This window comes from uncultured Friedmanniella sp., from assembly GCF_964244285.1.
In the GTDB taxonomy this organism is placed as follows: Bacteria; Actinomycetota; Actinomycetes; order Propionibacteriales; family Propionibacteriaceae; genus Microlunatus.
Window position 1 is genome coordinate 61386 of record NZ_CAXTHT010000007.1, and the last position, 25732, is coordinate 87117.

A 25732-nucleotide genomic window follows, 5' to 3' on the forward strand; every position below is an offset into this window, starting at 1 on the left:
CGCAGGCCCTTCCGTTCGCGACGACATCCCCCGGGTCTGGTCGCTGAACCTATCGGACAGGACCGACGATCTGCGGGATCACGGCCGCGGCGGCTCGGGCGGGGCGAGGTGGGTGAACGCGGCGAGATTGGCGGTCGACTCGCCCCGCGAGCGACGCCAGACCCACTCCCGGGTGATGCTGGCGGCGAAACCGAGCTCGAGGATGGGGTTGAACGAACGGTCGGCGGTGTCGGCGACCGTGCCCAGCACCTGGTCGACGGCCGTCCCGCTCAGCGCGTCCAGCGGCAGGCTGCCGGTGAGGTAGATGTCGCCGAGCGCGTCGAGGCTGAAGCAGATCGTGTGCAGCTTGAGGTTGCGCTCCAGCAGCCAGCGGTAGACCGCCGCGTGGTTCTCGTCCGGCCGCCGGGCGACGAACGCACGGACCCCGAGGTCGTAGCGGCCCACCTCCAGCGCACACTCGGTGACCAGCTTGGCCGTGCCCGGCAGCGAGACCGAGAACACGCCCGGCCGACTCTCCGACCAGGGGAGGTCGAGCCCGGCCAGCACGGCGCGGACCAGTACGGCGGGCTCCCTCGAGGCGGGCTCGCCCGCTGGATGCACGCTCATCGGGCGAGCCTAATGGGGGACCAGGGGGCGGTCAGTGGGTCAGGACCAGCTTGATGGCGGCGACGACCACGCCGGCCACGGCCAGGGAGATGCCGATCAGCACGTTCTTCCAGGTGTTCTTCTCGCCGTCGAGGTAGGACGCCACCGAGCCGAGGAGGACGAACCGGACGACGATCGAGGCCAGCGAGACGCCGACGGCAACGGTCGGGGAGAGCCAGTCGAGCCAGCCCGCGACGAGCAGCACGGTGGGCAGCAGGCCCGAGGTGGCGATCGGTACCGAGTCGCGTACCGACTCCTGCAGGCTCGTGCCCTCGTCGATCGTCCGGTGGGTGACCACCAGCGCGAGGACATGGGCCGCGAAGGTCGACACCGCGGTGCCGACGACCAGCAGCGCCGCCTCACCGTTCCGGACGGTCGCCGGGGTCGAGGCCGCGACCACGGCCAGCACCAGGATGTTGCCGTAGATGTAGGACTCGACGCGGGACGCGGCACGCTGCCGGGGCAGGGCGGCCGAGGTGATCTCCGAGGTCGTCCAGGGCCAGCGGGTGAGGAGACCTGTCGCGGAAGGGCGGGGCACGGCGCGAGTCTGGCATCCCCCGGCCTCGCGTGCCGACGATGAGGCCGCCCCCAGTGCGAGACCGGCCGCATGGACGCCGAGAGCGGGGCACCTGGGCCGGTGGTCGCCTTGTCCGCCGCGTCCAGGGCGGCGCTCGACGAAACGGTCGAGACGCTGCGGCACGCGGGAGCCCACCGCGAGTTCGCCGAGAGCCTTCGCCGTGGTCGATGAGACCGGGTCCTGCGCCTGCTGCGCTCGGTGAGCGACGACCTCTCCATGCTGCGGGACGCTGCGACCGCCGCACCGGAGAGGCGCGCGGGGCCGCTCTTGCTGCGCCGCGTCACGTACACCTTCATCACCGCGATCGAGTCCTGCGTGGACGTGGCGCAGCACATCTGCGCTGCCGAAGGATGGGGCCAGCACGCGGGACAACGGCGACGCGCCGGCCCTTCTGGGCCGCCACGGTGTGCTGGAGCCGCCATACGCCTACCGGATGCGACAGGCTGTCGGCTTCCGCTACGTCCTCGTCCACGAGTACGCGAAGGTCGACGACCTGATCGTCCCGAAGCGGCTCGCGGACCCGTCCGACGTCGACGAGTTCGCTCGTTCCGTGGCCACCTGGCTGCCAGACCGGTGAGGAGCAGCCGATGACCAGAAGAGCCGGGTCTCAGATTCCCGCTGGGATTCCCGGGTGTCGCGCCCGGCATTAGGGTGACTTCCTGTCCGTCCGCGGCCCTCGACGGCCCTGGCCCAGGAGCTCCGTTGCGCCTCTCACTCAGTCATCCCGCCCGCTTCCCGCTCGCGCTGGCCGCGACCGCCCTCACCCTGGTCGGCACTGCCGCCTGCGCCCCCGAGGACGCGACCCCACTCCCCGCGACCAGCGCCGCCAGCGGGACCGCAAGCCCCAGCTGCACCAAGGACTCGCTCAGCCTGGTCACGCCCGGCACCTTCACGGTGGGGACGGACAAGCCGGCGTACGAGCCGTGGTTCTCCGACAACGACCCGACCAACGGCAAGGGCTATGAGTCGGCCGTCACCTACGCGGTGGCCGAGCAGCTCGGCTTCGCCAAGGCCGACGTGAAGTGGATCACCGTCCCCTTCACCAACGCGTACGCGCCCGGGGCGAAGAAGTTCGACGTCGACGTCAACCAGGTCTCGATCACCGACGCCCGCCGCAAGGCCGTCGACTTCTCCTCCGGCTACTACGACGTGGCCCAGGCCGTCGTGACGTCGAAGGACTCCCCCATCGCCGGCGCCACGACCCTCGCCGCCCTGAAGAGCGCCAAACTGGGCGCGCAGGTCGGCACCACCTCCTACACCGCCATCACCGACCAGATCCAGCCCGACAAGAAGCCAGCGCCCTACGACACCAACGACCTCGCGGTGCAGGCGCTGAAGAACGGCCAGATCGACGGTCTGGTGGTCGACCTGCCGACGGCGTTCTACGTCGCCGCCGCCGAGCTCGACGGCGGCAAGATCGTCGGCCAGCTGCCTCCCGGAGCCGGGAAGGTCGACTCCTTCGGCTTCGTGCTGGCCCTGGGCAGCGGCCTGACCAGCTGCGTCTCCACCGCGGTCGACGCGCTGAAGACCGACGGCACCCTGAAGAAGATCGAGGGGCAGTACCTGTCGAACGCCGGCGGCGCCCCCCTGCTGCAGTGAGCTGGCAGCCCTCGGAGCTGCAGCAGCAGCGGCTCGACTACCGCCGTCGCCGCTCGACCGGCTCAGTGGTGATCGCCCTGGTCAGCACCGTGGTGATCATCGCCGCGCTCGTTCTCGGGATCACGGCGACACCAGGCTGGCCGCGCGTCCAGGAGACGTTCTTCGACCCCGCCCGCGCCTGGTCCGCGCTGCCCGCCGTGGCCACCGGGCTCTGGCTGAACGTGCGGGTGATGATCGTCTGCGGCGCCTTGATCCTGGTGGTCGGGCTGACCCTGGCCGTGCTGCGGACGCTGCGCGGGCCGGTCTTCTTCCCCGTCCGAATAGCGGTGGCCGCCTACACCGACCTCTTCCGCGGGCTGCCGCTGCTGCTGGTGCTGTTCCTGCTCGGCTTCGGCGTCCCGGCGCTGCGGCTGCGCGGCGTGCCGAGCGACCCGCTGGTCTGGGGCGGCGCGGCCCTGGTGCTCACCTACTCCGCGTACGTGGCCGAGGTGTTCCGCGCCGGCATCGAGTCGGTACATCCCTCCCAACGGGCGGCCGCGCGCTCGCTCGGGCTCTCCTACGCGCAGTCGATGCGGTTTGTCGTGCTGCCCCAGGCGGTCCGTCGGGTGGTGCCGCCGCTGCTGAACGACCTGGTCAGCCTGCAGAAGGATTCCGGGCTGATCGCTGTCCTCGGGGTGGTGGACGCCATCCGCTCGGCCCAGATCGAGACCGCGACGGACTTCAACTTCACCCCGTACGTGGTGGCGGGGCTGCTGTTCGTGGCCTTGACCATCCCGCTCACCCGCTTCACGGACTGGGTGGCGCGGCGCCAGGGTTGGTACGGCGTGGCGGGAGCGACGACGTGAGCCTGGTGGAGGCCCGGGGTCTGCGGAAGGCGTTCGGGCCGCAGGTGGTGCTGGACGGGCTCGACCTCGACGTCGACGCCGGCCAGTGCGTGGTGCTGATCGGCGGCTCAGGCTCGGGCAAGTCGACCCTGCTGCGCTGTCTCAACCTGCTGGAGACCCTCGACGACGGCCAGATCCTGCTGTCGGGCCGCGACATCAGCGACCCCCGCGTGGACGCCGACGCCGTCCGGGCCCGCGTGGGCATCGTCTTTCAGGCCTTCAACCTCTTCCCGCACCTGAGCGTGCTGGACAACGTGATGCTGGCCCCCGTCCGGGTGCACCGGCGGCCCCGTGCGGAGGCCCGGCAGCAGGCGATGGAGATGCTCGAGCGGGTGGGGCTGGTGGGCAAGGCCAACGCCAGGCCGGACGAGCTCTCCGGCGGCCAGCAGCAACGGGCGGCCATCGCCCGCGCCCTGGTCAACTCCCCCGTCCTGATGCTGCTGGACGAGGTCACCTCGGCCCTCGACCCCGAGCTGGTCTATGAGGTGCTGTCCCTGCTCCGCGACCTGCGACGCGAGGGGATGACGATGGTGCTGGCCACCCACGAGATGGCCTTTGCCCGCTCCGTCGCCGACACCGTCTGCTTCCTGGACGGCGGCCGCGTCCTGGAGCAGGGCCCGCCCGCCCAGGTCTTCGACTCCCCCCGCGAGCCTCGGACGCAGGAGTTCCTCTCCCGGCTGGCTCTCTAGCCGAGTTGTCAGAACTGATTTGCCCCATAGGACAACTACGTTCTGACAAGTCGGCAGGAGCTAGACCCCCTGGACGAACCAGCGGGTCTGGTACGGCGCCACGGCAAGAGGCCCGTCCGTGAGTGGCGTCTCCTCGGTCAGCGCGTCCCAGGCCCAGTTGCCGACGGGGACGACCCAGCGGGGCAGGGACTGCTCGCGGTCGGTGACGTTGTAGACCCCGACCATGGTCTGGGTGGGGGCGCGCCGGACGAAGACCAGCACGGCCGGGTTGACCGGGTCGGCGATCTCGGTCTCCACGGCGGCGTCGAGCGCCGGCAGCGAGGCCCGGACGGAGATGGCGTGCCGCAGCCCGTGCCAGACGCGGTGCTCTACCGTGCCCGGCTCGTGCCGCAGCGCGGCGATCTCCCAGGACATCCGCGGCCGGTGCACCCAGCGGTTGTCGTCGACGTGCTCGGGCTCGTCGAGGAAGTGGTAGTCGTTGCGCAGCGCCAGCTCGTCGCCCATCCACAGCAGCGGCAGGCCACCGAAGCCGAGCACCAGGTGGTGGGCCAGCAGCAGCCTCTCCACGGCCCGGTCCAGCTGGGCCGCGTCGCCCCGGCCCAGCGCAGCCTCGATCCCGAGCAGCGAGGCGGCCGTACCGCTGATCCGCCGGTCACCGGTCTCCAGGTTCTCCTGGAAGACCAGTCCGCGGGCGTCGCTCATCGGGTAGAGGCCGGCGTAGAAGTCAGCCAGGAAGTGCCGGTGCTCGAAGCCGTTCAGTCCGACCGAGGCGGCGTCGCCGTCGTCGATCGCCCAGCCGATGTCGTCGTGGCAGCGCAGGTAGGTGTCCCAGACCGTGGTCGGCGGCTTGGCGGGGAAGCGGTTGAGGGCGGCGCAGAAGAGCCGGGTGTCCTTCGCGGCCAGCGCCGACCAGATCTGCACCATCAGCGAGTTCTGGTACGCCATGTCGCTGACCTTGCCGGCGTGCTTGCCCACCCCGAGGTACGGGGCGAGGTCGGCCGGGCCGACGATGGCCTCGGCCTTGAAGATCAGCGCCGGCGCCGCGATCCGGGCGACGGTGCGCAGCGCCTGGGTGATGGCGTGCACCTCGGGCTGGTTCTGGCAGTTGGTGCCCATCCGCTTGAACAGGAACGCGATGGCGTCCAGCCGCAGGCACTCCACGCCCAGGTTGGCCAGCCAGCAGATGAGGTCGGCGAACTCATAGACCACGTCCGGGTTGTGCCAGTTGAGGTCCCACTGCCAGGTGTTGAACGTGGTCCAGACCCAGGAGTGGGAGTCCTCGTCGTAGGTGAAGTTGCCCGGCGCGAAGTCGGGGAAGACCTCCGGCAGGGTGGCCTCGTACGCGTCCGGCAGGGTGCGGTCGGCGAACATGTGGAAGAAGCCGCGGAAGTACGGATCACCGCTGCGGGCCGCTGCGGCCCACTCGTGCTCGGCGGCCACGTGGTTCAGCACGAGGTCCAGGGTCAGCGAGATGCCCTTGCCCCGCAGCACGGTGGCCAGCTCACGCAGGTCGTCGATGGTTCCGAGGTCGTCGCGGACGGCGCGGTAGTCCATCACCGCGTAACCGCCGTCGTTCGGACCGGGACGGGGCTTGAGCAGCGGCAGCAGGTGCAGGTAGGTGACGCCGAGCTCGGCGAGGTAGTCGACCTTCTCCCCCACCCCAGCCAAGGTGCCGCCGAACAGGTCCGCGTAGGTGGCGTAGCCCATCATCTGCGGGCGCGAGAACCACTGCGGGTCGGCGTGCCGCCGCAGGTCGAGCAGCCGCAGGTCAGCCGGCCGTTGGCGGAAGTTCTCGGCCGCGATCATCACCAGCCGCCGGCCCATCTCGGGTGCGGAGTCGGGGTAGGCGCCGCCGAGGGCGCTCAGCAGGTCCGGCCAGTAACGCTGCAGCCGGGTCTCGAAGACGACCTGGTCGTGAACCGGCTCGCCCTCGAGCAACGGTGCCACATCGGGGATGCTCACCCGCCGAGGGTAGAGGTTCGGGCGCTCCGGCGGGCCCAAGGGGTCCGCGGAGCGGCCGCAGCGACGCGCTCAGCCGACCGGGGACGCTTCCTGGAACTCCGCCAGCAGGGGAAAGGTCTGCGCCCCGAGCTCGACTTGGGTGAGCAGCACCCCGACCGTGCCGTCCGGGTCGACGAAGAAGTCGGTGCCCTGTCCGCCCGACCACCCCCAGCGGCCCTGGTGGGGACCGTCGGTCTGCACGGCGACGCCGAACCCCCACCCGATGCCGTCCCAGAAGCCGGGGAAGAAGCTCTCCGGGGTCTTTGCCACGGTCGGCACCTGGTCCCGGCTCAGCTGCCGGACGTCCTCGGGACTGATGAGCTGACGACCCTCGTGGCGGCCGCCGTTCACCAGCACGGCAAGAAAGCGCGCGTAGTCGCGAGCGGTGGAGACCAGCTCGCCGTGGCTCACGTCGACCCGGGGCGGACCGGCGTACGGGCCGCCGCCCGCCGGCTCGGTCTCGACCAGGCCCGCGTCGCTGTGGCGGTAGGCGGCGGGCAGCCGGTCGCACTCCTCACTCGGCACCCAGAAGCCGGTGTCCACCATGCCCAGGGGGGCGAAGAGGTCCTCCGCGAGGTGGTCGGCCAGCGGGCCCCCGGTGACCCGCGACAACAGCACGCCGAGCAGCCCGAACGAGTGGTGGTAGCGCCAGCCGTCCCCGGGCTGGAAAGCGAGCGGCAACGCGGCCAGCCGGTCCAGCCACTCATCGGCCCCGACCGGCCAGGGCAGCGGGCCGGCCTCCAGGCCGGTCGCCGTCATGGCCTCCTGCAGCGGACTTTCCTGGGCGATCATGCCGTAGCCGGAGGTGTTGGTGAGCAGGTGCCGCAGGGTGATCGGGCTTCGTTCGGGGACGGTGTCGGTCAGACCCGCCGTCGGTTCGGTGAGGACGCGGCGGTCGGCCAGCTCGGGCAGCCAGCGCTCGACCGGCTCCTCGAGCCCGATACGGCCCGCGGCCACCAGCCGAAGCGCGGCGACCGCAGTCACCACCTTGGTCATGGACTGGATCCGGAAGATCGCGTCCTCGCGGATGGGCGGGCCGCCCAGCACCGCGTCACCGACCATGACCACGGTGGACTCGGGCGAGCCGAGCAGCGCCACCGCGCCGGGGACCGTCCCGGCCTCGACGTGCCGCTGGAGCAGCTCCTTGAGGTCGACGCCCATCCTCAGGCCGACTGCTTGTCCCCGCGGCGGATCTTCAGCCGCGACTTGAACTCGTCCACGAACGCCTCGCGGATCACCTCGTTGTCCAACGCCCGACCCACCCCGCCCAGCTTGCCCCGGACGACGCGCTGGCAGACCGTCAGCCACGCCTGACCCATCGCGTAGGTGAAGGTGGAAGCCACCCCGGCCCCGACCACGCCGCCCGCCACCGAGCCGGCGCCCGGAACCATCTTGAGCAGCCCGGCGAAGGTCGCGCGGCCGGCGGAGGTGGCCGCCGTCGTCGACGCGATCGCCATCAGCGCGGCCCGGTCGAACTTGATCGAGTACAGCTGCGCGATCTTGGCCATCATGCCCAGCTGGATCGGCACCAGCGTGGCGGCGTCGGAGAACGGGATCGGGATGAACGCCGCCCCGGCCGCGGTGGTGGCCGCGGCGGCTATGTAGCCCTGCGCCTGCCGAGCCTTCCGGGCCGTGTCGATCTGCTGGGCGGCGGTGAGGGCCTCTTCGACGCCGTCGGGCGCAACTTGAAAGGTGGCATCGAGCAGGTCCTTCAGGCCGTGCGCCGGCTGGCCCGAGAACGGGTCGGCGGCCGCGTTGATCAGGAAGGGACGCCCGCCCGCGAGCGGCAGCCGCTGGTCGGCGATGATCGTGGCCAGCGCGAGCGCGTCCGGGTGGTACTGGCCGTCGCGGACCGGCACCTGGGTCAGGACCAGCACGACCTGCAGCCCGATCTCGTCCAGCCGGCGGATGAAGTCCGCCTCGGACTCCTCGAAGCGGCGGTCCATGCCGCGGACGCAGTACCAGGCGACGTGCAGCTGGTCCGAGAGCGGCAGCTTGCGCATCTCCTTCATGGCCTTGGACAGCTCGGAGAGGATCTCCTTGTTGTCCTTGCCGACCTCCAGGCCCTGGGTGTCCACGATGCCGAGGTGGCCGACCTTGTCGACGTAGAGCCGACTGCCGCGGGTCACCGGCTCGCCGATGCCCGTCTTGGCCACCTCCTCGCCGAAGACCGCGTTGATCAGCGTCGACTTGCCCACGCCGGTCTTGCCGAAGACCGCCAGGTTGAAGCGGCCGATCGCCGCGGACTGGCGGTCGTACTCCTGCCGGAAAGACTCCCGGAACCAGTCGGTACCGCCTGCCACCTGCGTCTCCGTCCTGTGGGCCGGTTCCCCAGCGTACGGGCCGGCCTCAGCCCCGGGGCGCCCCGCCGGGCGGGAGCAGGCCGCTGCGGTAGGCGAAGGCGATCGCTCGCGGGCGGTCACGCAGTCCGAGCTTGTCCAGCACCCGGCCCAGGTGGGTCTTGACGGTGGTCTCGCCCAGGAAGAGCTCCGCGGCGATCTCGGCGTTGCTGTGACCCAGCCCGACCAGCCGGAGGACGTCGGTCTCGCGGGCAGTGAGGAGATCGAGCTCGGGCGCCGGCACCGGAACGGCCGGGGCAGCCGCCAGCCGGGCGATCACGCCCGGCACGACCGCCGGGTCGAGGGCGCCCTGACCGGCCCGGGCGTGCCGGATCGCGTCCACGAGATCCTCCGGCGGCGAGCTCTTCAGCAGGAAGCCGGCCACCCCCTGCCGCAGTGCCGCGTCGACCACCTCGTCCTCGTCGAACGTGGTGAGGATCAGCACCCGGGTGCCCGGAACGGCGGCGATCACCCGCTCGGCCGCAGCGAGACCCGAGAGCCGGGGCATCCGGACGTCCATCAGCACCACGTCGGGGCGCAGCCGGGTGGCGACGGCGACCCCGTCCAGGCCGTCGGCCGCCTCCCCCACCACCTCGAGGTCGTCCTCGCTGGAGATCAGCAGCCGCAGCCCGGCCCGCACCATCGCCTCGTCGTCGACGAGGACCACCCGGGTTCGTCTCATCGGACCGGCTCCTCGACCCGCGCCCGCAGCGGGAGCACGACCCTGACCGCGAAGCCGCGGGGCTCGGCCGCTCCGTAGTGCAACGTGCCGCCGAACATCGCCACTCGCTCAGCCATCCCGGTCAGGCCGTTGCCGGCGGTCGCGACGCCGGTCGCCGGGCCGTCGTCGCGGACGGTGATGGCCAGCTGCTGCTGGCCGGCGTCGAGCTGGACAGCGATCGTGGCGCCGGGCGCATGCTTGATCGCGTTCGTCAGCCCCTCCTGCACGATCCGGTACGCCGACACGTCCAGCGCCTGGCCCAGGTCGCGCACCTCCCCGGTCCGCTCCAGGGTCACCGCCGTCCCGGCCAGCCGGACCTGGGCCACCAGCTCTTCGACCTGGGCCAGGGACGGCACCGGGGCGAGGTCGGGCCCCTCCGCCCGGACCAGCCCGACGATCCGGTGCAGCTCGTCGACCGACCGGCGGCCCAGCTGCTCGGCCTGCCGGAGCGTGTCCTGCTCGGCGGTCATGCCGTCCAACCGGCGGCGGACCACGCCCACCTGCAGGGTCATCACGCTGACGCTGTGGGCCACCGCGTCGTGCAGCTCACGGGCGATCCGAGCCCGCTCGGCGCTGATCGCCGTCTGCGTCCGCAGCTCGCGCTCGGCGGCCAGCTCCGCGGCCAGCCGGCTCAGCTCGGCCGAGCGCAGCTTCTCGCGCTGCAGCAGCGAACCGACGAACCAGCCGGGGGCGGTGAACAGCAGGTAGAACAGGATCTCGAACACCTCACCGCCGCGGACGGCGGTGCTGACCCCGACGCTAGCGGCCACCACCAGCCAGGCGGCCAGGCTCCAGCGCCCCGGAAGACGGAACGCGAAGAAGCCGATCATGAAGAGCAGCATGATCAACTCGGTACCGCCACCGTGCGGCATCCCGGGCACCAGCACGTTCGCCGTGCACAGGCCGACGGCCACCACCAGCCCGAGAAAGGGCAACGGGTAGGCCAGGACGGCGCAGGCCATGATCAACACGATGCTCAGGAAGATCAACGGGCTCAGCCCGTTGCGCTGCGGGTAGGTCCCGTTCTCGACGATCATCGCCACCCCGAGGAGCAGCGCGACCCCGACCACCGCCAGCCACCCGCGCCGGGTGGTCGGGAACACGAACCGCGGCCGGGTCACCGGCGCCGAGGTGGTCATGGCAGCACGCTAGGCGGTCCGGGACGAGGCCCGCATCGTCTGCGGAGAGGATGCCGTAGGCCAGGACGTCCTCCCCGCGGATGACAGGAGCCGGCGACGCCGACCGCCGGTCGCAGCGAGGACGGGCCGGCGGACCGATCCCCCACCCCACCCGGAGTTCCTAGCGTTCTGGCCATCACCTCGACGACCTCCGGCCGAGGTCACGACCTAGGAGCCCCGATGACCACCACTGTCCCCTCGTCCACCACCGACCCCGTCGCCCAGCCCGCCGAGACCGCCGAGACCGCCGGTCTGTTCAGCCCGCCGCTGCGGACGGTGGTCAGCTACGCCGGCGGGGCCGCGATGCTTGCCACCCCGCTGCTGATCGTCGGCGGCATCCTCACCTCACCGCCTCAGGCGAGCCGGGCGATGGATGACTACGTCGAGTCACTGGCCCGCGACCCGTTCCTGTCCAGCCTGTCGGCCAGCCTGCTGCACTACGGCTGGGTCACCCTGGCCCTGGGCCTGCTCGTGGCGATGACCCTGGTCCGGGGCAGCAAGGGTCGGGTCCTCACCCTGGTCGGTGGTCTCGTGGGCGGCTTCGCCGCCGTGCAGATGTCCGCGCTGATGCTGAACGACTACTTCCTGACCGCCCTGGGCAACAACCTGGCCCTGGGGGACGCCGTGAAGGTCGCCAACGCGATGATGGTCGACGGCGACGTGGCGTCCCAGCTGTGGTGGCAGAGCGGCAAGCTCGTCATCCTGCTGCCGGTGCTGCTGTACGCCGGACTGGCCCGCGCGGGCGTGATCTCCTGGTGGCTGGTCCCGCTGTCGGCCCTGCCGATGGTCCTGCCGTACCTGGTCATGGGCTGGGTCGGCGGCGCGTCGGACCAGCTCATCGGCGGTAACGCGCTCGGCCTCATCGCCGGCGGGCTGACCGGTCTGGTCTGCTACGCCCCGACCTTTCTGGTGGGCCTCCGGCTGCTGGGCCGCGGCCGGCTGACGGCCTGAGCGCACGAGCCGGAGCCCGAGGATTCGGGCTCCGGCTCACCGCGCCGGTAGACTCGGGTCTCGTTGCCTGCGTCGCCGCCGCGACCGCGACTCATCTACCTGTCAGGAAGTCCTCACGCATGCCCATCCGCTCTGATCTGCGCAACGTCGCCATCGTGGCCCACGTCGACCACGGCAAGACGACTCTCGTCGACGCCATGCTCTGGCAGTCCGGCGCCTTCCGCGCCAACCAGGACGTCAACAACCGCGTGATGGACTCGATGGACCTCGAGCGCGAGAAGGGCATCACGATCCTCGCGAAGAACACCGCCGTGCTGCACCACGCGCCCGACGGTTCGAACGTGATCATCAACATCATCGACACCCCCGGCCACGCCGACTTCGGTGGTGAGGTCGAGCGCGGGCTGGAGATGGTCGACGGCGTGGTCCTGCTGGTGGACGCGTCGGAGGGCCCGCTGCCCCAGACCCGGTTCGTGCTGCGCAAGGCGCTGGCCAAGAACCTGCCGATCATCGTGGTGGTCAACAAGGTCGACCGCCCCGACGCGCGGATCGCCGAGGTCGTCGAAGAGACCTACGAGCTGTTCCTCGACCTGCTCGACGACAGCGACACCGACGTCCTCAACTTCCCGGTCGTCTACGCCTCGGCCAAGGCCGGTCGCGCCTCGCTGACCGCTCCGGCGAACGGCGAGATGCCGGACGCGGAGAACCTCGGCCCGCTCTTCGCGACCATCCTCGACGGCGTCCCCGCGCCCGAGTACGAGGAGGGCGCGGTGCTGCAGGCCCACGTGACCAACCTGGACGCGTCGCCCTACCTGGGTCGGCTCGCGCTCTGCCGGGTCTTTGCCGGTGAGATGAAGCGCAACCAGGTGGTGGCCTGGTGCAAGCAGGACGGGACCATCCAGAACATCAAGCTGTCTGAGATGTTGATCACCGAGGCGCTGGACCGCGTCCCCGCCGACCTGGCCCGCCCGGGCGACATCGTGGCCATCGCCGGCATCCCCGACATCACCATCGGCGAGACGCTGTCGGACCCCGCGAACCCGAAGCCGCTGCCCCTGATCACCGTCGACCAGCCGTCGATCTCGATGACCATCGGCATCAACACCTCCCCGCTGGCCGGCAAGTCGGGCAAGCTCCTCACCGCCCGCCTGGTCAAGAACCGGCTGGACGCCGAGCTCGTCGGCAACGTCTCGATCAAGGTCTTCCCGACCGAGCGTCCCGACACCTGGGAGGTCCAGGGCCGCGGCGAGCTGCAGCTGGCCATCCTGGTGGAGATGATGCGCCGCGAGGGCTTCGAGCTGACCGTCGGCAAGCCGCAGGTCGTCACCCGTGAGATCGACGGCAAGGTCCACGAGCCCGTCGAGCGGTTGACCATCGACGCCCCCGAGGACTACGTCGGCGTGGTCACCCAGCTGATGGGGCTGCGGCGCGGCCGGCTGGAGCAGATGATCAACCACGGCACCGGCTGGGTCCGGATGGAGTACCTGGTGCCGGCCCGCGGCCTGATCGGCTTCCGGACCGAGTTCCTCACCGAGACCCGTGGCACCGGCATGATGCACCACGTCTTCGAGTCCTACGAGCCCTGGCACGGCGAGCTGCGCACCCGTCCGAACGGGTCGCTCGTCTCCGACCGGAGCGGCGCCGTGACGGCCTACGCGTCCTTCAGCCTGCAGGAGCGGGGGACGCTCTTCGTCGGCCCGACCACCGAGGTCTACGAGGGCATGATCGTCGGCGAGAACGCCCGCTCCGACGACATGGACGTCAACATCACGCGCGAGAAGAAGCTCACCAACGTGCGCTCCTCCACCGGCGACGAGCTCGAGCGCCTCATCCCGCCGAAGAACATGGCGATGGAGCAGGCGCTGGAGTTCTGCCGTGGCGACGAGTGCATCGAGGTCACCCCGGCCGCCGTCCGGATCCGCAAGGTCGTGCTGTCCGGCAACGAGCGGGCCCGGACCCGCTCACGGGCGAAGAACGCCTGAGCGCTGCGTCAGCAGCCATCACGTGGAGCGATCCTGACGGGTAGTCGCGTCAGGATCGCTCCACGTGGTCTCTCAGCTGGCGTCAGACCTGACGGTCGGTCGCCGGCGCGTCGAAGGTCGGCGGCACGGTCGGGCTGATGACCTCGTCGAGCGGCTCGGACGAGCCGTCGTCGATCAGCACACCGTCGGCGACGAGCGTCTCGGGAACGACCTCGTCGGGCACGGTGGGAGCGGCCGGCTGCGGGGCCGGGGCCGAGGTCGCCGCGGCGGCGGCGGCTGCACGGCTCTTGATCAGCGCGCGGGCCGCGTCGATCCGCTCCTGGATCTTGTCGAAGGTCGGGTCGATCCGGCCGGTCACGTCGCTGCGGACGCTGTTCAGGACCCGCTGGCCACGGGTGGCCAGATCGCTGTAGGTGCTGGTGGCCTGCTCCTGCAGCTCGGTCACCCGGCCCTTGGCCACCTCGGGAACGGCCTTGATGTCCTCGGGCACCCGCTTCTCGGCGATGAGGCGGACCTGCTCGGTCTGCTTCGCCAGCTCCTGACGGCGGAACCGGAGCTCGGCCAGCCGAGCGTTCGCCCAGCGCTGGGTGTCGGTCACCGTGCTACGGACGGCGCCCACGGCCAGCTCGGTGAAGCCGGCGAACGCGTACAGGGCCTTCAGGTCGGCCTCGCGCATCGCGGCCGCGGTCTGCGACAGCGACGGCCGCGGCTCGGGCTCAGGGGCGACGTCCACGGTCGGCACGTCGCCGATCAGCGGCTCGGCCTCGGGGCCGGCGAGACTCGGTTCGACCGGGGTGTACTCCGCGACCGGGGTGGTGTCGGTCGGGCTGGTGTCGATCGGGCTGGTGTCGACGGGGGTCTCGTCGAACGGGGTGGGGTCGGGCGTGGTGGACATGATGCCTCCTGGGCGTGTCTTCAGTGGAAGGGGTCGGTGGACGGTGAGGGGGGCCCGGCTGTGGCCGCCTGGTCGGCCGCACTTCGCTCGTTCTCACGTACGAACGAGCTGTAGATCTCGATCAGCACGTGCTTCTGGCGCTCGCTGATCCCGGGGTCGGCCAGCACGGCCATCTCGACGGTCGTGCTGGGGTGGTCTAGAGGATCCAGGATTCCGGCGCGGACGTACAAGGTCTCTGCCGAGACCCGCAGCGCCTTCGACAGCTGCTGCAGGACCTCGGCCGAGGGCTTGCGGAGCCCGCGTTCGATCTGGCTCAGGTAGGGGTTCGAGATCCCGGTCTGCTCGGCCAGCTGGCGCAGCGAGAGCTCCGCGCTGCGACGCTGAGCCGCGATGAACTCACCGAGGGAGTTGAGCTGGTCCCCCAGGTTCGCTGATCGCAGACGTGCCATGCCTCCATGGTGCTTGCAGTTGCAAGCGGATGCAAGCCCTGGCTAGCAGCATGGGGGGTATCTCAGGGTCGGCGGGCGCGTGCCGTCAGACCGCGCGAAGTCTCCTGGGCGTGGTGGCCTGGGGGACGGAGGCGGTGATGAGGGAGCCGTCGGGCCGCCGCTCACCGGTCTGCAGGGCGAGGCGACCCTCGATCAGCGGGCCCTGTCCGTTCAGCTGCACCACGATGGGCGGACCCTCGACCAGCCGGACCCGGCGGCCCTGCACCGCGACCTCGACCGAGGTCGGGCCCGCCTCGACCACCGTGAAGGTCATCTCCTCGGCCGTCAGGTCCACCGCGACCCGGGTGCCGCGCAGGGTGAGGCTGAAGCGCAGCGCCGACCAGCTCTCGGGCAGCCGCGGGTCGAAGGTGAAGACGCCGTCGTAGTCACGCATCCCGCCGAAGCCGTAGACCAGCGCGTTCCAGACGCCGCCCGTCGAGGCGACGTGCACCCCGTCCGTGGCGTTGCCGTGGAGGTCGGCCAGGTCGACGAAGAGCGAGCTGTGGAAGTAGCGCAGCGCGAGGTCGCGGTAGCCCACCTCGGCCGCGATGATCGACTGGACGACGCCGGAGAGCGTCGAGTCGCCGGTGGTGATCGGGTCGTAGTACTGGAAGTCGGCCCGCTTCTGGTCCAGCGAGAAGTGGTCGCCCTGCAGGAACAGGGCCAGCACCACATCGGCCTGCTTGAGCACCTGGAAGCGGTAGATGACCAGCGGGTGGTAGTGCAGCATCAGCGGCCGCTTGTCCTCCGGCGTGTGCTTGAGGTCCCACACCTCCCGGTCGAGGAACTGGGCGTCCTGCGGGTTGATCCCGGTGACGGGGTCGTACGGGATGGCCATCGCCTTGGCGGCCGCCACCCACTCGCGCAGCTCGCTGGCGTGGATCTCGAGCCGCGCGACCACCCGGCGGTACGCCTCCGGCATGTCGGTCTTCATGTGGTTGACCGTCCAGGCGGCCTTCTCGAGGTTGAACCGGGCCATCACGTTGGTGAAGAGGTTGTCGTTGACCACGGTCGTGTACTCGTCCGGGCCGGTCACCCCGTGGATGTGGAAGCTGCGGGAGCCGTCCCCGTCCTCGCGCCAGAAACCGAGGTCGGCCCACATCCGGGCCGTCTCGACCAGGATGTCGATGCCCTCGCGCCACATGAAGTCCTCGTCGCCCGTGACCTGGACGTACTTGCACAACGCGTAGGAGATGTCGGCGTCGATGTGGTACTGGGCGGTCCCGGCGGCGTAGTAGGCCGAGGCCTCCTCGCCGTTGACGGTCCGCCAGGGGAAGAGCGCGCCGCTCTGGGCGAGGTCCTGGGCGCGGCGGCGGCCGGCGTCGAGCATGTTGTAGCGGAAGCGCAGCGCCCCGCGGGCCATCTTGGGCGAGGTGTAGGTCAAGAACGGGAGCACGTAGATCTCGGTGTCCCAGAAGTAGTGGCCGCCGTAGCCAGAACCCGTCACGCCCTTGGCGGGGACGCCGGACTGCTCAGCCCGGGCGGTGGCCTGGGCGATCTGGAACAGGTTCCAGCGGATCGCCTGCTGCAGCGCCGGCTGGCCCTCGATCACCACGTCGGTGCGGTCCCAGAAGTCGTCGAGCCAGCGTCGCTGCGCCACGTACTCGGGTTCGGTCCCGCTGGCCAGGACCCGGTCGAGGGTGCGCCGGGTCCGGTCCACCAGCTCGCGCACGGGAATGCCGCGGGAGGTGTGGTAGGAGACCGTCTTGATGATCTTGATCGGCTGGCCGGGACGGGCCTGCACCCGGTAGACCATCTTGCCGGTGTCCTCGTCGGCGCTGATGTGGGCGGTGTAGGGGTTGGCGGTCTCGATCGCGTGGTCGACCCCGACGGCCAGGGTCATGCCGGAGTTCGCGCACCGGTAGCCGAGGGCGATCCGGGTGTCGGAGCACCAGTGCTGCTGAGGTTCCAGCACCCGGGTCTCGAACGCCTCGGCCTTGCGCGGGTCCGTGCCGGTGCCCATGGCCGCGGACCGGACGTGGTACTCGTCGCGGCCGTCCTGCCGGTTCAGCGTCTGGCTCGAGATGACCACCGGTGCCTCGTCGTCCAGCATCGTGACCTCGATGGTCATGATCGCCAGGTGGCGGTTGGTGAAGGAGACCATCCGGGTGGAGGTGACGCGGACCCGCTTGCCACCCGGCGTGCGCCAGACGATGTCGCGGTGCAGGACCCCGTCGCGGAAGTCCAGCGAGCGCTCGTAGGACTCCAGGTCGGCCACCGAGAGCAGCATCGGCTCGTCGTCCACGTAGAGCTTCATGGTCTTGTTGTCGGGCACGTTGACGATCGTCTGGCCGACGCGGGCAAAACCGAACGCCTCCTCGGCGTGCCGGATCGGCCAGGTCTCGTGGAAGCCGTTGATGAAGGTGCCGTGGGCGTGGGCCTCGCGACCCTCCTCGACGTTCCCGCGCATCCCCAGGTAGCCGTTGCCGACGGCGAAGAGGGTCTCGGTGACACCCAGGTCCGCGGAGCTGTAGTGCGCCTCGGTCAGTCGCCACTCATCCACGGGGAAGCGGCCGCGGTCCAGCGGGTCCTGCGACCGGATCGGGTCGTCGCCACCGGAGCCGATCACGGCCGGGGCTCGGCGGTGCTCGAGGCAGTGCCGTCGCCGACGAGCTCAGCCAGATCGGCGACAACGATGTCAGCGCCAGCAGCAGTCAGCCGGTCGACCCCGACACCGCGGTCCACGCCGACCACGAGGCCGAAGCCGCCGTCCCGCCCGGCCTCGACGCCGGAGAGGGCGTCCTCGAAGACCACGGCGCGCTCCACCGGGACCCCCAGCTGCTGGGCGGCGTACACGTAGGTGGCCCCCGACGGCTTGCCGGCCAGGCCCTCCTGGGCGGCGACCGTGCCGTCGACCACCAGCTCGAAGCGCTCGGCCAGCCCGGCGGCCTCCAGCACGGCCGGCGCGTTCCGCGAGGACGACACGACCGCGACCGCGGTGCGCCTCTCGGCCAGGAAGTCCAGCAGGGCCACCGAGCCGGGGTACGGGAGGACGCCCTCGTCGGCCAGCACGGCGGCGAAGAAAGCGTTCTTGCGGTTGCCGAGACCGCAGACGGTCTGCACGTCCGGCCCGTCGGTGGGGTCCCCGTCGGCGAGCGGGACGCCGCGCGAGGCCAGGAACGAGCGGACGCCGTCGTAGCGGGGCTTGCCGTCGATGTGGTCGAAGTAGTCGCGCTCGGTGTAGGGGGCGTCGGTGAGCCCACGCGTGGTCAGGAAGTCCACGAACAGCTCTCGCCACGCGCGCATGTGCACCTCGGCCGTGGGCGTCAGCACGCCGTCGAGGTCGAACAGCGCCGCGTCGTACGTGTCCCAGTCCACCCGAGAAGCGTAGAGCCCATTCCGCTGTTGTTCGGACAAATGCGCCAACGATTGTTCGCCCAGGGCAGAGCCAGTTCGCGCCGTGGCTGATCGCGGCTAGATTTCCGACGTGACCAGGCCCGAGGAGAGCGACCCGATCGTCGTGGAGGTCGTCCGCAGCGGCTTCGTCGAGAGCGTGCACCGCGGCCGCGTCGCGATCACGGGACCCGACGGCGACCTGCTCGCCTCCGTCGGCGCCGAGTTCGCCCCGATGTACCCACGCAGCTCGAGCAAGCCGCTGCAGGCGGTCGGCATGCTGCGGGCCGGCTTGGACCTGGACGCCTCACCGGAGAAGGCGGCCCTGCTGGCGTTGGTCTGCGCGTCGCACTCCGGCGAGCCGATCCACGTCGACGGCGTGCGGGCAATCCTGGCCGGCGTCGGACTGGACGAGTCGGCGCTGCAGACCCCGCCCGACTGGCCGCTCGACGACGTCGCCCGCGAGGCCGTGATCCGGTCCGGCGGGGCGAAGGCGCCGATCTCCATGAACTGCTCGGGCAAGCACGCCGGGATGCTGGCCACCACGGTGGCGATGGGCGGGGACGTCGCGACCTACCGCGACCCCGACTCCAAGACCCAGCTGGCGATCCTGCGGACCATCGACGACCTCGCTCACGAGCAGGCCGGTCAGCTGGCCGTCGACGGCTGCGGCGCACCGCTCTTCGCGATCTCGCTGTACGGCCTGGCCCGGGCGTTCGGCTCGCTGGCGGCCGCCGCTGACGGTGAGGAGCGACAGGTCGCGGACGCCATCCGGGCCCACCCGGAGTACACCTCGGGCACCACGCGTGACGAGCTCGCGCTGCACCGGGCCATCCCCGGTCTGGTGGGCAAGGCCGGCGCCGAGGCGGTCTACGCCGTCGGCCTGCCCGACGGCCGCGGGGTGGCCCTGAAGATCACCGACGGCAACCCGCGCGCCCGCGCGGTGCTGATGGCCGCCGTCCTGCAGCGCCTGGGCTACGACCACCGGACGCTCGACGAGCAGGTCAGCGCCCCGGTCCTGGGCCACGGCGAGCGCGTCGGCGAGATCCGCCCGGTCGCCGAGGCCTTGACCGCTCTCGGCTGAGGAACGCGCCGCTGAGCGTGAGGTCAGAGGCGGGGGCGGACGTGCAGGCCGACCTCGGGGTCGACCAGGATCTCCTGGCCGGCGGCGATGCCGTCGACCAGCAGGGTCGCGTCGGGATCGACGGTGCGCTTGACCATCGCCAGCGCGACCGGGCCGAGCTCGTGGTGGCGGGCGGAGCCGCCGACGAAGCCGACCGACCGGCCGGCCAGCTCCAACGCCGCGCCGGGGGTCGGCAGGGAGTCGACGCTGCCGTCCAGCAGCAACCGCACCAGCCGGCGGGGCGGCCGGCCGAGGGTGTGGACGCGCGCGACCGTCTCCTGACCGCGGTAGCAGCCCTTGTCCAGGTGGACGGCGACACCGAGCAGGCCGACCTCGTTGGGGATGGTGCGGTGGTCGGTGTCGAGGCCGACCCGGGGCACGCCGGCCTCGATCCGTCGGGCCTCGAGAGCCCAGGTGCCCGCTCGGGGGGCCAGCTCGAGGGCCGCGGTCAGGTCGCCGCGCGGGACGAACAGCTCGCGGCCGCCGAGGGAGTCCGGGCCGCTCCGGACCGGCCAGGGCACCTCGTCGCCGCCGAGCTGCCAGACGACGGCGTACTCGGGGGTCCGGTCGGCGACCTCGACGCGCATCATGAAGCGCATCCGGTCCAGCCAGGCCGCCAGGCCGGGCGCGGCGTCCGGTTCGGTGTGCGCCCAGAACGTCGTGCCGTCGTCGACGCCGTAGAGGACGTGCTCGACGTGGCCCTGCGGGGAGAGCACCAAGGTGGTCACCCCGACGCCGGGCGCCAGGGCGGTCAGGTGCTGGGTGGTCAGCGAGTGCAGCCAGGTCAGCCGGTCGGGGCCCGTGACCGTCACGACGCCGCGGTGCGAGAGGTCGACCACGGCCGTGCCGGACCCGAACTGCCGCTGCTCGCGCATCGGGTCGCCGTAGTGCCAGGGGACGCCGGCGTCCACGCCCGACTCGGCCACGATCGCGGTCTGGGAGCTCATGGTCTGGTCAGCGCGAGACGCCGGAGGTTTCTTCCCGACCGGTCGGTGATCAGGCTCGGGCGCGGACGAGACGGGCCCAGAGATGGTACTGCAGCGGCTGTCCGTTCGCGGCCTTGTCCAGCGTCCAGAGCAGCTCGCCGTCCACGTTCCCGTACAGCCGTCGGCCGGCGGCGTAGTCCTCGGCCGAGACGGTCCGCACCACCGCGTCGGTGGTCAGGTCGATCTGGGCGCCCGTGACCTTGCCGTACCAGATCTCGGTGTAGCCCTCGGGGTGGGACATCACGACCTCGATGCTGCCGTCGGCCTGCGGCCGCCAGAACCCGGTCTCCATGCTCAGCGGCCGGACAGCCCGGCCCTCCTCGTCGACCTCGAACGTCTGGGAGAGGTAGTGCAGGTAGTCACCGCCGTTGGTGGCGAAGTCGACCTGCTGACCGAAGTCGAAGTCGGGGATGCCGGGGTAGTTGCCCTTGCCCGAACCCTCCCAGCGACCGATCAGCCACGCGATCGGCATCAGCCGGGGGTGCAGGTCGGGATTGATCTCGAACGCCACCCCGACATCCTAGTGTTCGCGCCGCCGGGCCGCCTGACGACCGGGCAGGTCGTGTCCACGCGCTCGGCACGGCCCGCACCAGGCTGTCGACGACGCCCTCCCCCAGACGATCCCCGACCCCTACGATCAGGTCCATGACGGGCTGCCCGCAATGCCACCAGAGCAATGCGCCGACGGCCCGGTTCTGCTCCGGCTGTGGCGCCCGGCTGGTGGGGCCGACCTCGCTGCGGGAGGAACGCAAGCGGGTCAGTGTGCTGTTCTGCGACCTGGTCGGCTTCACCTCCCGCTCCGAGCATCTCGACGTCGAGGACGTCCGGACCCTTCTCACGCCCTACTACCTCCAGGTTCGCTCCATCCTCGAGCAGCACGGCGGCACGGTCGAGAAGTTCATCGGGGACGCTGTGGTCGGCGTCTTCGGGGCCCCCCGGGCCCGCGAGGACGACGCCGAGCGTGCGGTGCGCGCGGCGCTGGCGATCACGGACCGGATGCGGCAGCACGCCGGCGGTCCCGGGCCGGACCTCCACGTCCGGCTCGCCGTCACGACCGGCCCGGCTCTGGTGTCCCTCGACGCGCGCGTCCGCGACGGCGAGGGACTGGTGGTGGGAGACGTCGTCAACACGGCCGCCCGGTTGCAGACTGCCGCGCCCGAGGACGGCGTCCTGGTCGACGAGCTCACGCGGCGGCTCACCGACCGCTGGGTGCACTACGAGGCCGTGGCGCCGGTGCTGCCTCGCGGCAGGACCGAGGCCGTCCACCCCGCGGTCGCCGTCGGGCTGCGACGAGACGCCGACGACCGCAGGCGCAGCCCGGAGGCTGCGCCGATGGTCGGGCGGGAGGTCGAGCTGGCGAGGCTCGTCCAGGTCGCGGACCGGGTGCGCCTGCGCGGCCGGAGCGAGCTGGTCGTCCTGGTCGGCGCCCCGGGTCTGGGCAAGACCCGGCTCGTGACCGAGCTGCGTCAGCGGCTCGGCAACGGCCCCGCGCCGGCGGGGTGGCGGCAGGGCCGGTGCCTTCCCTACGGCGAGGACGTCGCGCTCTCGGCGCTGGCCGCCATCGTGGTGGACCTCGTCGGCATCCGAGCGGCCGACACGGCGGCCGAGGCCGAGGAGCAGGTGCGCTCGACGGTGGCCGGGTTCTCGCTCGAGGCCGAGGAGGCCGACTGGCTCAGGCGCCAGCTGGCTGTGCTGGTGGGCCTGGGTACGGCGACCGGCAGCGGCATGAGCGAGGCCTTCGCCGCCTGGGCTCGGTTCCTCGAGCTGGTCGCGGCGGGCCAGCCGGTGGTGCTCCTGGTCGAGGACCTGCATTGGGCCGATCCGCTGCTGCTCGACTTCCTGGATCACCTGCTCAGCTACGCCGAGCACTCCCCGATCCTGGTGGTCGGGACCACCCGGCCCGAGCTGCTGCCGCGCCGCCCGGGTTGGCAGCAGCCCGACCCGCGTCGCACGCTGGTGTCGCTGGCCCCGCTGAGCACGCCCGAGACGGCGCGGCTCCTGGCCGGGTTGCTCGGCCGGCACGTGATCCCGGCCGAGCTGCAGGCACCGCTGCTCGACCGGTCCGGGGGCAACCCCCTCTACGCCGAGGAGTGGGTGCGGATGCTGGCCGACCGCGGCCACCTCAGGCGGGGGCGTCGCACCTGGACCGGCGACGCGGTGGCCGAGCTGAGCAGCCCGCCACCGACGGTCGAGGGCATCACCGCCGCACGCCTGGACACCCTCGACCCCGAGCACAAGCAGCTGGTGCAGCTCGCGGCGGTCCTGGGGGGCGAGGGGTGGCTCGAGGCCCTGGCCGCGCTGAGCTCGCTCGACGAGGACACCCTGAGCGCACGCGTCGCGGTGCTCGAGCGTCGCGAGCTGATCCGACGGACAGCCGACGACGACGGGGCCGGCTGGGTCCGCTACGTCTTCGTGCACGCGCTCGTCCGCGACGTGGCGTACGCCCAGATCCCGCGGGCGGTGCGCGGGGAGTGGCACCAGCGCTGTGCACGATGGCTTTCAGGGCTCGCGGCGGATCGCGTCCACGACCGCGCCGAGCTGCTCGCGCACCACTGGAGGTCGGCCCACGAGCTGGCGGTGAGCACCCAGACGTCGACCCCCGAGCTGGTCGAGGCCACCCGGCTGGCTGCCCGCGCAGCCGCGGACCGGTCCCGGCAGCTGCACGCCTACGCCGTGGCGGCCGCCTGGTACGAGCAGGCGCTGGCGCTGTGGCCGTCCGAGGACCCCGACCGGCCCCGCCTGCTGCTGCATCTCGGCTCTGCCCTGTCCAACGCCCGGAGCGCCGGTGCCGACCTGCTCGAGGAGGCGTACGCCGGCCTGGTCGACCAGGGCGACCGCGAGCTGGCCGCCGAGGCGAGCCGCCGGCAGTCAGCGACCTACTACACCCAAGGCGATGACGAGGCGGGCCGCACGGCGCTGCAGCGGGCGCTCGACCTGCTCGAGCCGGCGGGTCCCTCGCTCGCGAAGGCCTCGGTCCTGGCCGACACCGCGCTGGACCAGATGATCGCCGGCCGCCCGGACGAGGCCCTGGCCAGCGGCCGGAGGGCCCTCGAGATGGCCGACGCCCTCGGCCTCGACCAGCCCGCAGCCCGGTGCGGGGCCCTGACGGCGGTCGGCGTCACGCGGCTGGAGACCGGTGACCTCGGGGGGCTGGACGACCTCCAGGAGGCCCTCGACACCTGCCTGAGGAACCGTGCCCCGGCGACCGTCGAGTACCACAACCTCGCGAACGCGGCGGTCGCGATCGGGGACCTCGCGCGCGGCTTCGGACTCGACGCCGAAGCCCAGGCCAGCGCCCGCCTCTACGCCATGGCCACCGACCTGCGGCTGGCCGACTCCGAGCGTGCCTGGGAGAGCTACTGGCGCGGCGACTGGAGGACCGCCACCCGCCTGGTCGAGCGGGCCCTCGCCCTGTCGGAGGAGGGGTCGTCGCACTTCACCGACGTCGGCTGCCAGCAGCTGCGGGGGCTGATGAGGCTGGCGCGCGGTGACCTCGCGGGGGCGGACTCGGACCTGACGGCCGCCGTCGAGGTCGCCGCCAGGCTCGACCTCGCCGGCACATTGCAGTCCCTGCTCCCGCAGCAGGCCTGGGCGCAGCTGGCGGGCGGCGACGTCGGAGCAGCCCACGACACGGCCGACAGAGCCGTCTCGTTCGTCGCGGACGGAGCGCGGCTGGCCAGCCCGGACTGGTCGGGACCGCTGGCGATGGTGCTCGACGGGCTGGGCCGCTCCGCGGAGTTCGCCGAGCTGGCCGCAGGTGTCCGGCTGCCGACCCGGTGGCTCGCCGCCGCCCGCGCCGTCGCCGTCGCGGACTTCGACGGAGCGGCGGAGGTGTACGCCTCGATCGGCTCCCGACCCGACGAGGCGCTCGCGAGACTCAGAGCAGGCGAGCAGCACCGCGCCGAGGGCCGAGCAGGCGAGGCCGAGGCCCAGTTCAGCCGGACGCTGACCCTGTGGCGTGCCCTCGGCGCCCGGCTGTACCTCTCCCGCGTCGTCGAACGCCAGCCGCGCTACGCCTGACCGGCGACTCATCGTTCCCTGCGGATGTCTGTCAGCAGGCTGACGGTGGGGAGTACGGACGGAGACGGAGCCGGACGCCCGCACCGCCGAGGGTGGGGCAGTACCCACCGAGCGCCCGCCGGGCGCCCTACCGCCGAGGAGATCGCCATGGAAGAACTGATCGTGAAGCTCTGGAAGTTCGTCCCCCCGGTCGGCCGCGTGACCCGGCCCGGGCTCGCCGCCGTCATCGGTTTCGCCTTCGGCGGTATCGGCCTGGCGATCTACTTCCGCACCCTCGTCGACGTCCTGGTCCCGATCGCCCTGACGGTCGGCTGCGTCCTGGTGTTCGACCAGGCAGCCGGTTTCGGGTGGTTCTTCGGCGCTCTGGTGTCGGCCACCTACGGCTACTTCCGCTCGGGCGAGTCGAACCAGAGGCTCGGCGCGGCCGCCGACCGCCCAGCGGTGGGCGCACGCTGAGACCCACCACCCTCGGCTGGAGGCCGGGGTCGCGAGGAGCACATCGGCCAGCAGCGCGGCTGATGTGCTCCACTTGGTGCTGTGCCGACCAGGGGACGACCGGACGGGCTGTCGCGCGGCCTCCTCGCCGCCCTGCCGCCGCAGGGGCGCGACGCCGTCCTGTCGGCCGCCCGGCACCGCTCGTTCGCGGTCGGGGAACGTCTTGTCCGGCAGGGGGAGGACGCTCTGGAGCTCTTCCTCCTCAACTCGGGCTGGGCGGCGGTCCGGCTCGGCACGCCCAGGGGCGACAGCGTCACCCTGGCGGTGCTCTGCCCCGGCGACGTCTTCGGCGAGACGGGGGCGCTGAACACCCGACAGCAGCGGACCGCGACCGTCCAGGCCCTTGACGCCGTGACCACACTGGTGGTGCGCTGGGACGACCTGGAGGTGCTTCGCCGGTCCCACCCGGAGGTCAACGACTTCCTCCTCGCCCTGCTGGGCCGCCGGATCGAGCGGCTGAGCCGCCTCGTGGTCGAGGCGCATCACCTGCCGGCCGCACGCCGGGTCGCGCGCCGGCTCTACGAGCTCGGGCGACAGTTCGCCGCCGACGGGACGAGCCCGCTGCTCCCCTTGTCCCAGGAGGAGGTGGCGCAGATCGCGGGAACGACCCGCCCCACGACCAACCAGGTCCTCAAGCGGCTGGAGGCTGACGGCGTGATCGCGCTCGCCCGCGGCCGGATCGAGCTGCGCAACCTGCCGGAGCTGCGGTCGCGCTGCTCCTGGTGAGGAGGTGTCTGTCGGCGAGCCGACACCGGGGTGTCCCGGGGACGACGGAGGAGAGCGCCGGAACTGACGAGGCTGAGAGCACTCGCCAGATCGGCGACAT

The 25732-nt window shown here is 71.7% G+C and carries 23 protein-coding genes; 10 read left to right on the plus strand and 13 right to left on the minus strand.

Annotated features, from left to right (window positions below; all coding sequences use genetic code 11):
- Positions 1 to 78 precede the first annotated feature (78 nt).
- A complete protein-coding gene (locus tag ACFE7W_RS16135) occupies positions 79 to 606 on the minus strand; it encodes a YbjN domain-containing protein (RefSeq protein WP_375425844.1) in 528 nt (175 codons plus the stop codon).
- 31 nt (positions 607 to 637) lie between these two features.
- A complete protein-coding gene (locus ACFE7W_RS16140) occupies positions 638 to 1183 on the minus strand; it encodes a hypothetical protein (protein ID WP_375425845.1) in 546 nt (181 codons plus the stop codon).
- Between the two features lie 379 nt (positions 1184 to 1562).
- On the opposite strand from ACFE7W_RS16140, the gene ACFE7W_RS16145 reads away from it, so the two are divergent.
- The 4 genes from ACFE7W_RS16145 (at position 1563) to ACFE7W_RS16160 (ending at position 4394) form a co-directional block, all read left to right on the plus strand.
- Entirely contained in the window at positions 1563 to 1799 is a 237-nt protein-coding gene (locus ACFE7W_RS16145; RefSeq protein WP_375425937.1) for a HepT-like ribonuclease domain-containing protein, read from the plus strand.
- Between the two features lie 125 nt (positions 1800 to 1924).
- The gene (locus ACFE7W_RS16150) at positions 1925 to 2821 is read left to right on the plus strand and encodes an ABC transporter substrate-binding protein (protein WP_375425846.1); all 897 of its coding nucleotides are present in this window, start codon (positions 1925 to 1927) and stop codon (positions 2819 to 2821) included.
- Entirely contained in the window at positions 2818 to 3666 is an 849-nt protein-coding gene (locus ACFE7W_RS16155; RefSeq protein ID WP_375425847.1) for an amino acid ABC transporter permease, read from the plus strand. Before ACFE7W_RS16150 ends, ACFE7W_RS16155 begins: the two co-directional genes overlap by 4 nt.
- On the plus strand, positions 3663 to 4394 hold the full coding sequence (locus ACFE7W_RS16160; protein WP_375425848.1) for an amino acid ABC transporter ATP-binding protein: 732 nt from the start codon (positions 3663 to 3665) through the stop codon (positions 4392 to 4394). Before ACFE7W_RS16155 ends, ACFE7W_RS16160 begins: the two co-directional genes overlap by 4 nt.
- 60 nt (positions 4395 to 4454) lie before the next feature.
- Here ACFE7W_RS16160 and ACFE7W_RS16165 read toward each other — a convergent pair whose 3' ends face one another.
- The 5 genes from ACFE7W_RS16165 to ACFE7W_RS16185 form a co-directional block, all read right to left on the minus strand.
- A complete protein-coding gene (locus ACFE7W_RS16165; protein WP_375425849.1) occupies positions 4455 to 6356 on the minus strand; it encodes an amylosucrase in 1902 nt (633 codons plus the stop codon).
- A 69-nt stretch (positions 6357 to 6425) separates the two neighbouring features.
- Positions 6426 to 7556 (minus strand): serine hydrolase domain-containing protein, encoded by a 1131-nt coding sequence (locus ACFE7W_RS16170; RefSeq protein ID WP_375425850.1) that lies wholly within the window; start codon positions 7554 to 7556, stop codon positions 6426 to 6428.
- Positions 7557 to 7558: 2 nt separating this feature from the next.
- Positions 7559 to 8698 (minus strand): GTPase family protein, encoded by a 1140-nt coding sequence (locus tag ACFE7W_RS16175; RefSeq protein WP_375425851.1) that lies wholly within the window; start codon positions 8696 to 8698, stop codon positions 7559 to 7561.
- A gap of 46 nt (positions 8699 to 8744) precedes the next feature.
- Positions 8745 to 9416, minus strand: a complete 672-nt coding sequence (locus ACFE7W_RS16180) for a response regulator (protein ID WP_375425852.1) — start codon at positions 9414 to 9416, stop codon at positions 8745 to 8747.
- Complete coding sequence (locus ACFE7W_RS16185; RefSeq protein WP_375425853.1) at positions 9413 to 10594, minus strand: histidine kinase; 1182 nt, start codon at positions 10592 to 10594, stop codon at positions 9413 to 9415. The genes ACFE7W_RS16180 and ACFE7W_RS16185 overlap by 4 nt, the downstream gene beginning before the upstream one ends.
- A gap of 219 nt (positions 10595 to 10813) precedes the next feature.
- On the opposite strand from ACFE7W_RS16185, the gene ACFE7W_RS16190 reads away from it, so the two are divergent.
- A complete protein-coding gene (locus tag ACFE7W_RS16190; RefSeq protein WP_375425854.1) occupies positions 10814 to 11584 on the plus strand; it encodes a hypothetical protein in 771 nt (256 codons plus the stop codon).
- A gap of 119 nt (positions 11585 to 11703) precedes the next feature.
- Positions 11704 to 13566, plus strand: a complete 1863-nt coding sequence (gene typA / locus ACFE7W_RS16195; protein ID WP_375425855.1) for a translational GTPase TypA — start codon at positions 11704 to 11706, stop codon at positions 13564 to 13566.
- Between the two features lie 82 nt (positions 13567 to 13648).
- On the opposite strand, the gene ACFE7W_RS16200 is transcribed toward typA, so the two are convergent.
- The 4 genes from ACFE7W_RS16200 to ACFE7W_RS16215 form a co-directional block, all read right to left on the minus strand.
- Positions 13649 to 14461 (minus strand): hypothetical protein, encoded by an 813-nt coding sequence (locus tag ACFE7W_RS16200; RefSeq protein WP_375425856.1) that lies wholly within the window; start codon positions 14459 to 14461, stop codon positions 13649 to 13651.
- Between the two features lie 20 nt (positions 14462 to 14481).
- On the minus strand, positions 14482 to 14910 hold the full coding sequence (locus ACFE7W_RS16205) for a helix-turn-helix domain-containing protein (protein WP_375425857.1): 429 nt from the start codon (positions 14908 to 14910) through the stop codon (positions 14482 to 14484).
- Between the two features lie 85 nt (positions 14911 to 14995).
- Complete coding sequence (locus ACFE7W_RS16210; protein WP_375425858.1) at positions 14996 to 17518, minus strand: glycoside hydrolase family 65 protein; 2523 nt, start codon at positions 17516 to 17518, stop codon at positions 14996 to 14998.
- Positions 17515 to 18267, minus strand: coding sequence for an HAD family hydrolase (locus tag ACFE7W_RS16215; RefSeq protein ID WP_375425859.1), 753 nt, complete (start codon positions 18265 to 18267; stop codon positions 17515 to 17517). Before ACFE7W_RS16215 ends, ACFE7W_RS16210 begins: the two co-directional genes overlap by 4 nt.
- A 109-nt stretch (positions 18268 to 18376) precedes the next feature.
- On the opposite strand from ACFE7W_RS16215, the gene ACFE7W_RS16220 reads away from it, so the two are divergent.
- Positions 18377 to 19366 carry an asparaginase gene (locus ACFE7W_RS16220; protein WP_375425860.1) on the plus strand — a complete coding sequence of 330 codons (990 nt, stop codon included), beginning with the start codon at positions 18377 to 18379 and terminating at the stop codon, positions 19364 to 19366.
- A gap of 23 nt (positions 19367 to 19389) precedes the next feature.
- Here ACFE7W_RS16220 and ACFE7W_RS16225 read toward each other — a convergent pair whose 3' ends face one another.
- Together ACFE7W_RS16225 and ACFE7W_RS16230 are read right to left on the minus strand one after the other, a co-directional pair.
- Positions 19390 to 20352, minus strand: coding sequence for a YgfZ/GcvT domain-containing protein (locus ACFE7W_RS16225; RefSeq protein ID WP_375425861.1), 963 nt, complete (start codon positions 20350 to 20352; stop codon positions 19390 to 19392).
- Between the two features lie 49 nt (positions 20353 to 20401).
- Positions 20402 to 20863 (minus strand): FABP family protein, encoded by a 462-nt coding sequence (locus ACFE7W_RS16230; protein WP_375425938.1) that lies wholly within the window; start codon positions 20861 to 20863, stop codon positions 20402 to 20404.
- Positions 20864 to 21036: 173 nt separating this feature from the next.
- On the opposite strand from ACFE7W_RS16230, the gene ACFE7W_RS16235 reads away from it, so the two are divergent.
- The 3 genes from ACFE7W_RS16235 to ACFE7W_RS16245 all read left to right on the plus strand — a co-directional run bounded on the left by ACFE7W_RS16235 (position 21037) and on the right by ACFE7W_RS16245 (position 25632).
- Positions 21037 to 24411, plus strand: a complete 3375-nt coding sequence (locus tag ACFE7W_RS16235) for an AAA family ATPase (RefSeq protein WP_375425862.1) — start codon at positions 21037 to 21039, stop codon at positions 24409 to 24411.
- A gap of 147 nt (positions 24412 to 24558) precedes the next feature.
- Positions 24559 to 24867: a hypothetical protein gene (locus ACFE7W_RS16240; protein ID WP_375425863.1), complete on the plus strand. Its 309-nt coding sequence runs from the start codon at positions 24559 to 24561 to the stop codon at positions 24865 to 24867.
- An 81-nt stretch (positions 24868 to 24948) separates the two neighbouring features.
- On the plus strand, positions 24949 to 25632 hold the full coding sequence (locus ACFE7W_RS16245) for a Crp/Fnr family transcriptional regulator (protein ID WP_375425864.1): 684 nt from the start codon (positions 24949 to 24951) through the stop codon (positions 25630 to 25632).
- Positions 25633 to 25732: the final 100 nt, after the last annotated feature.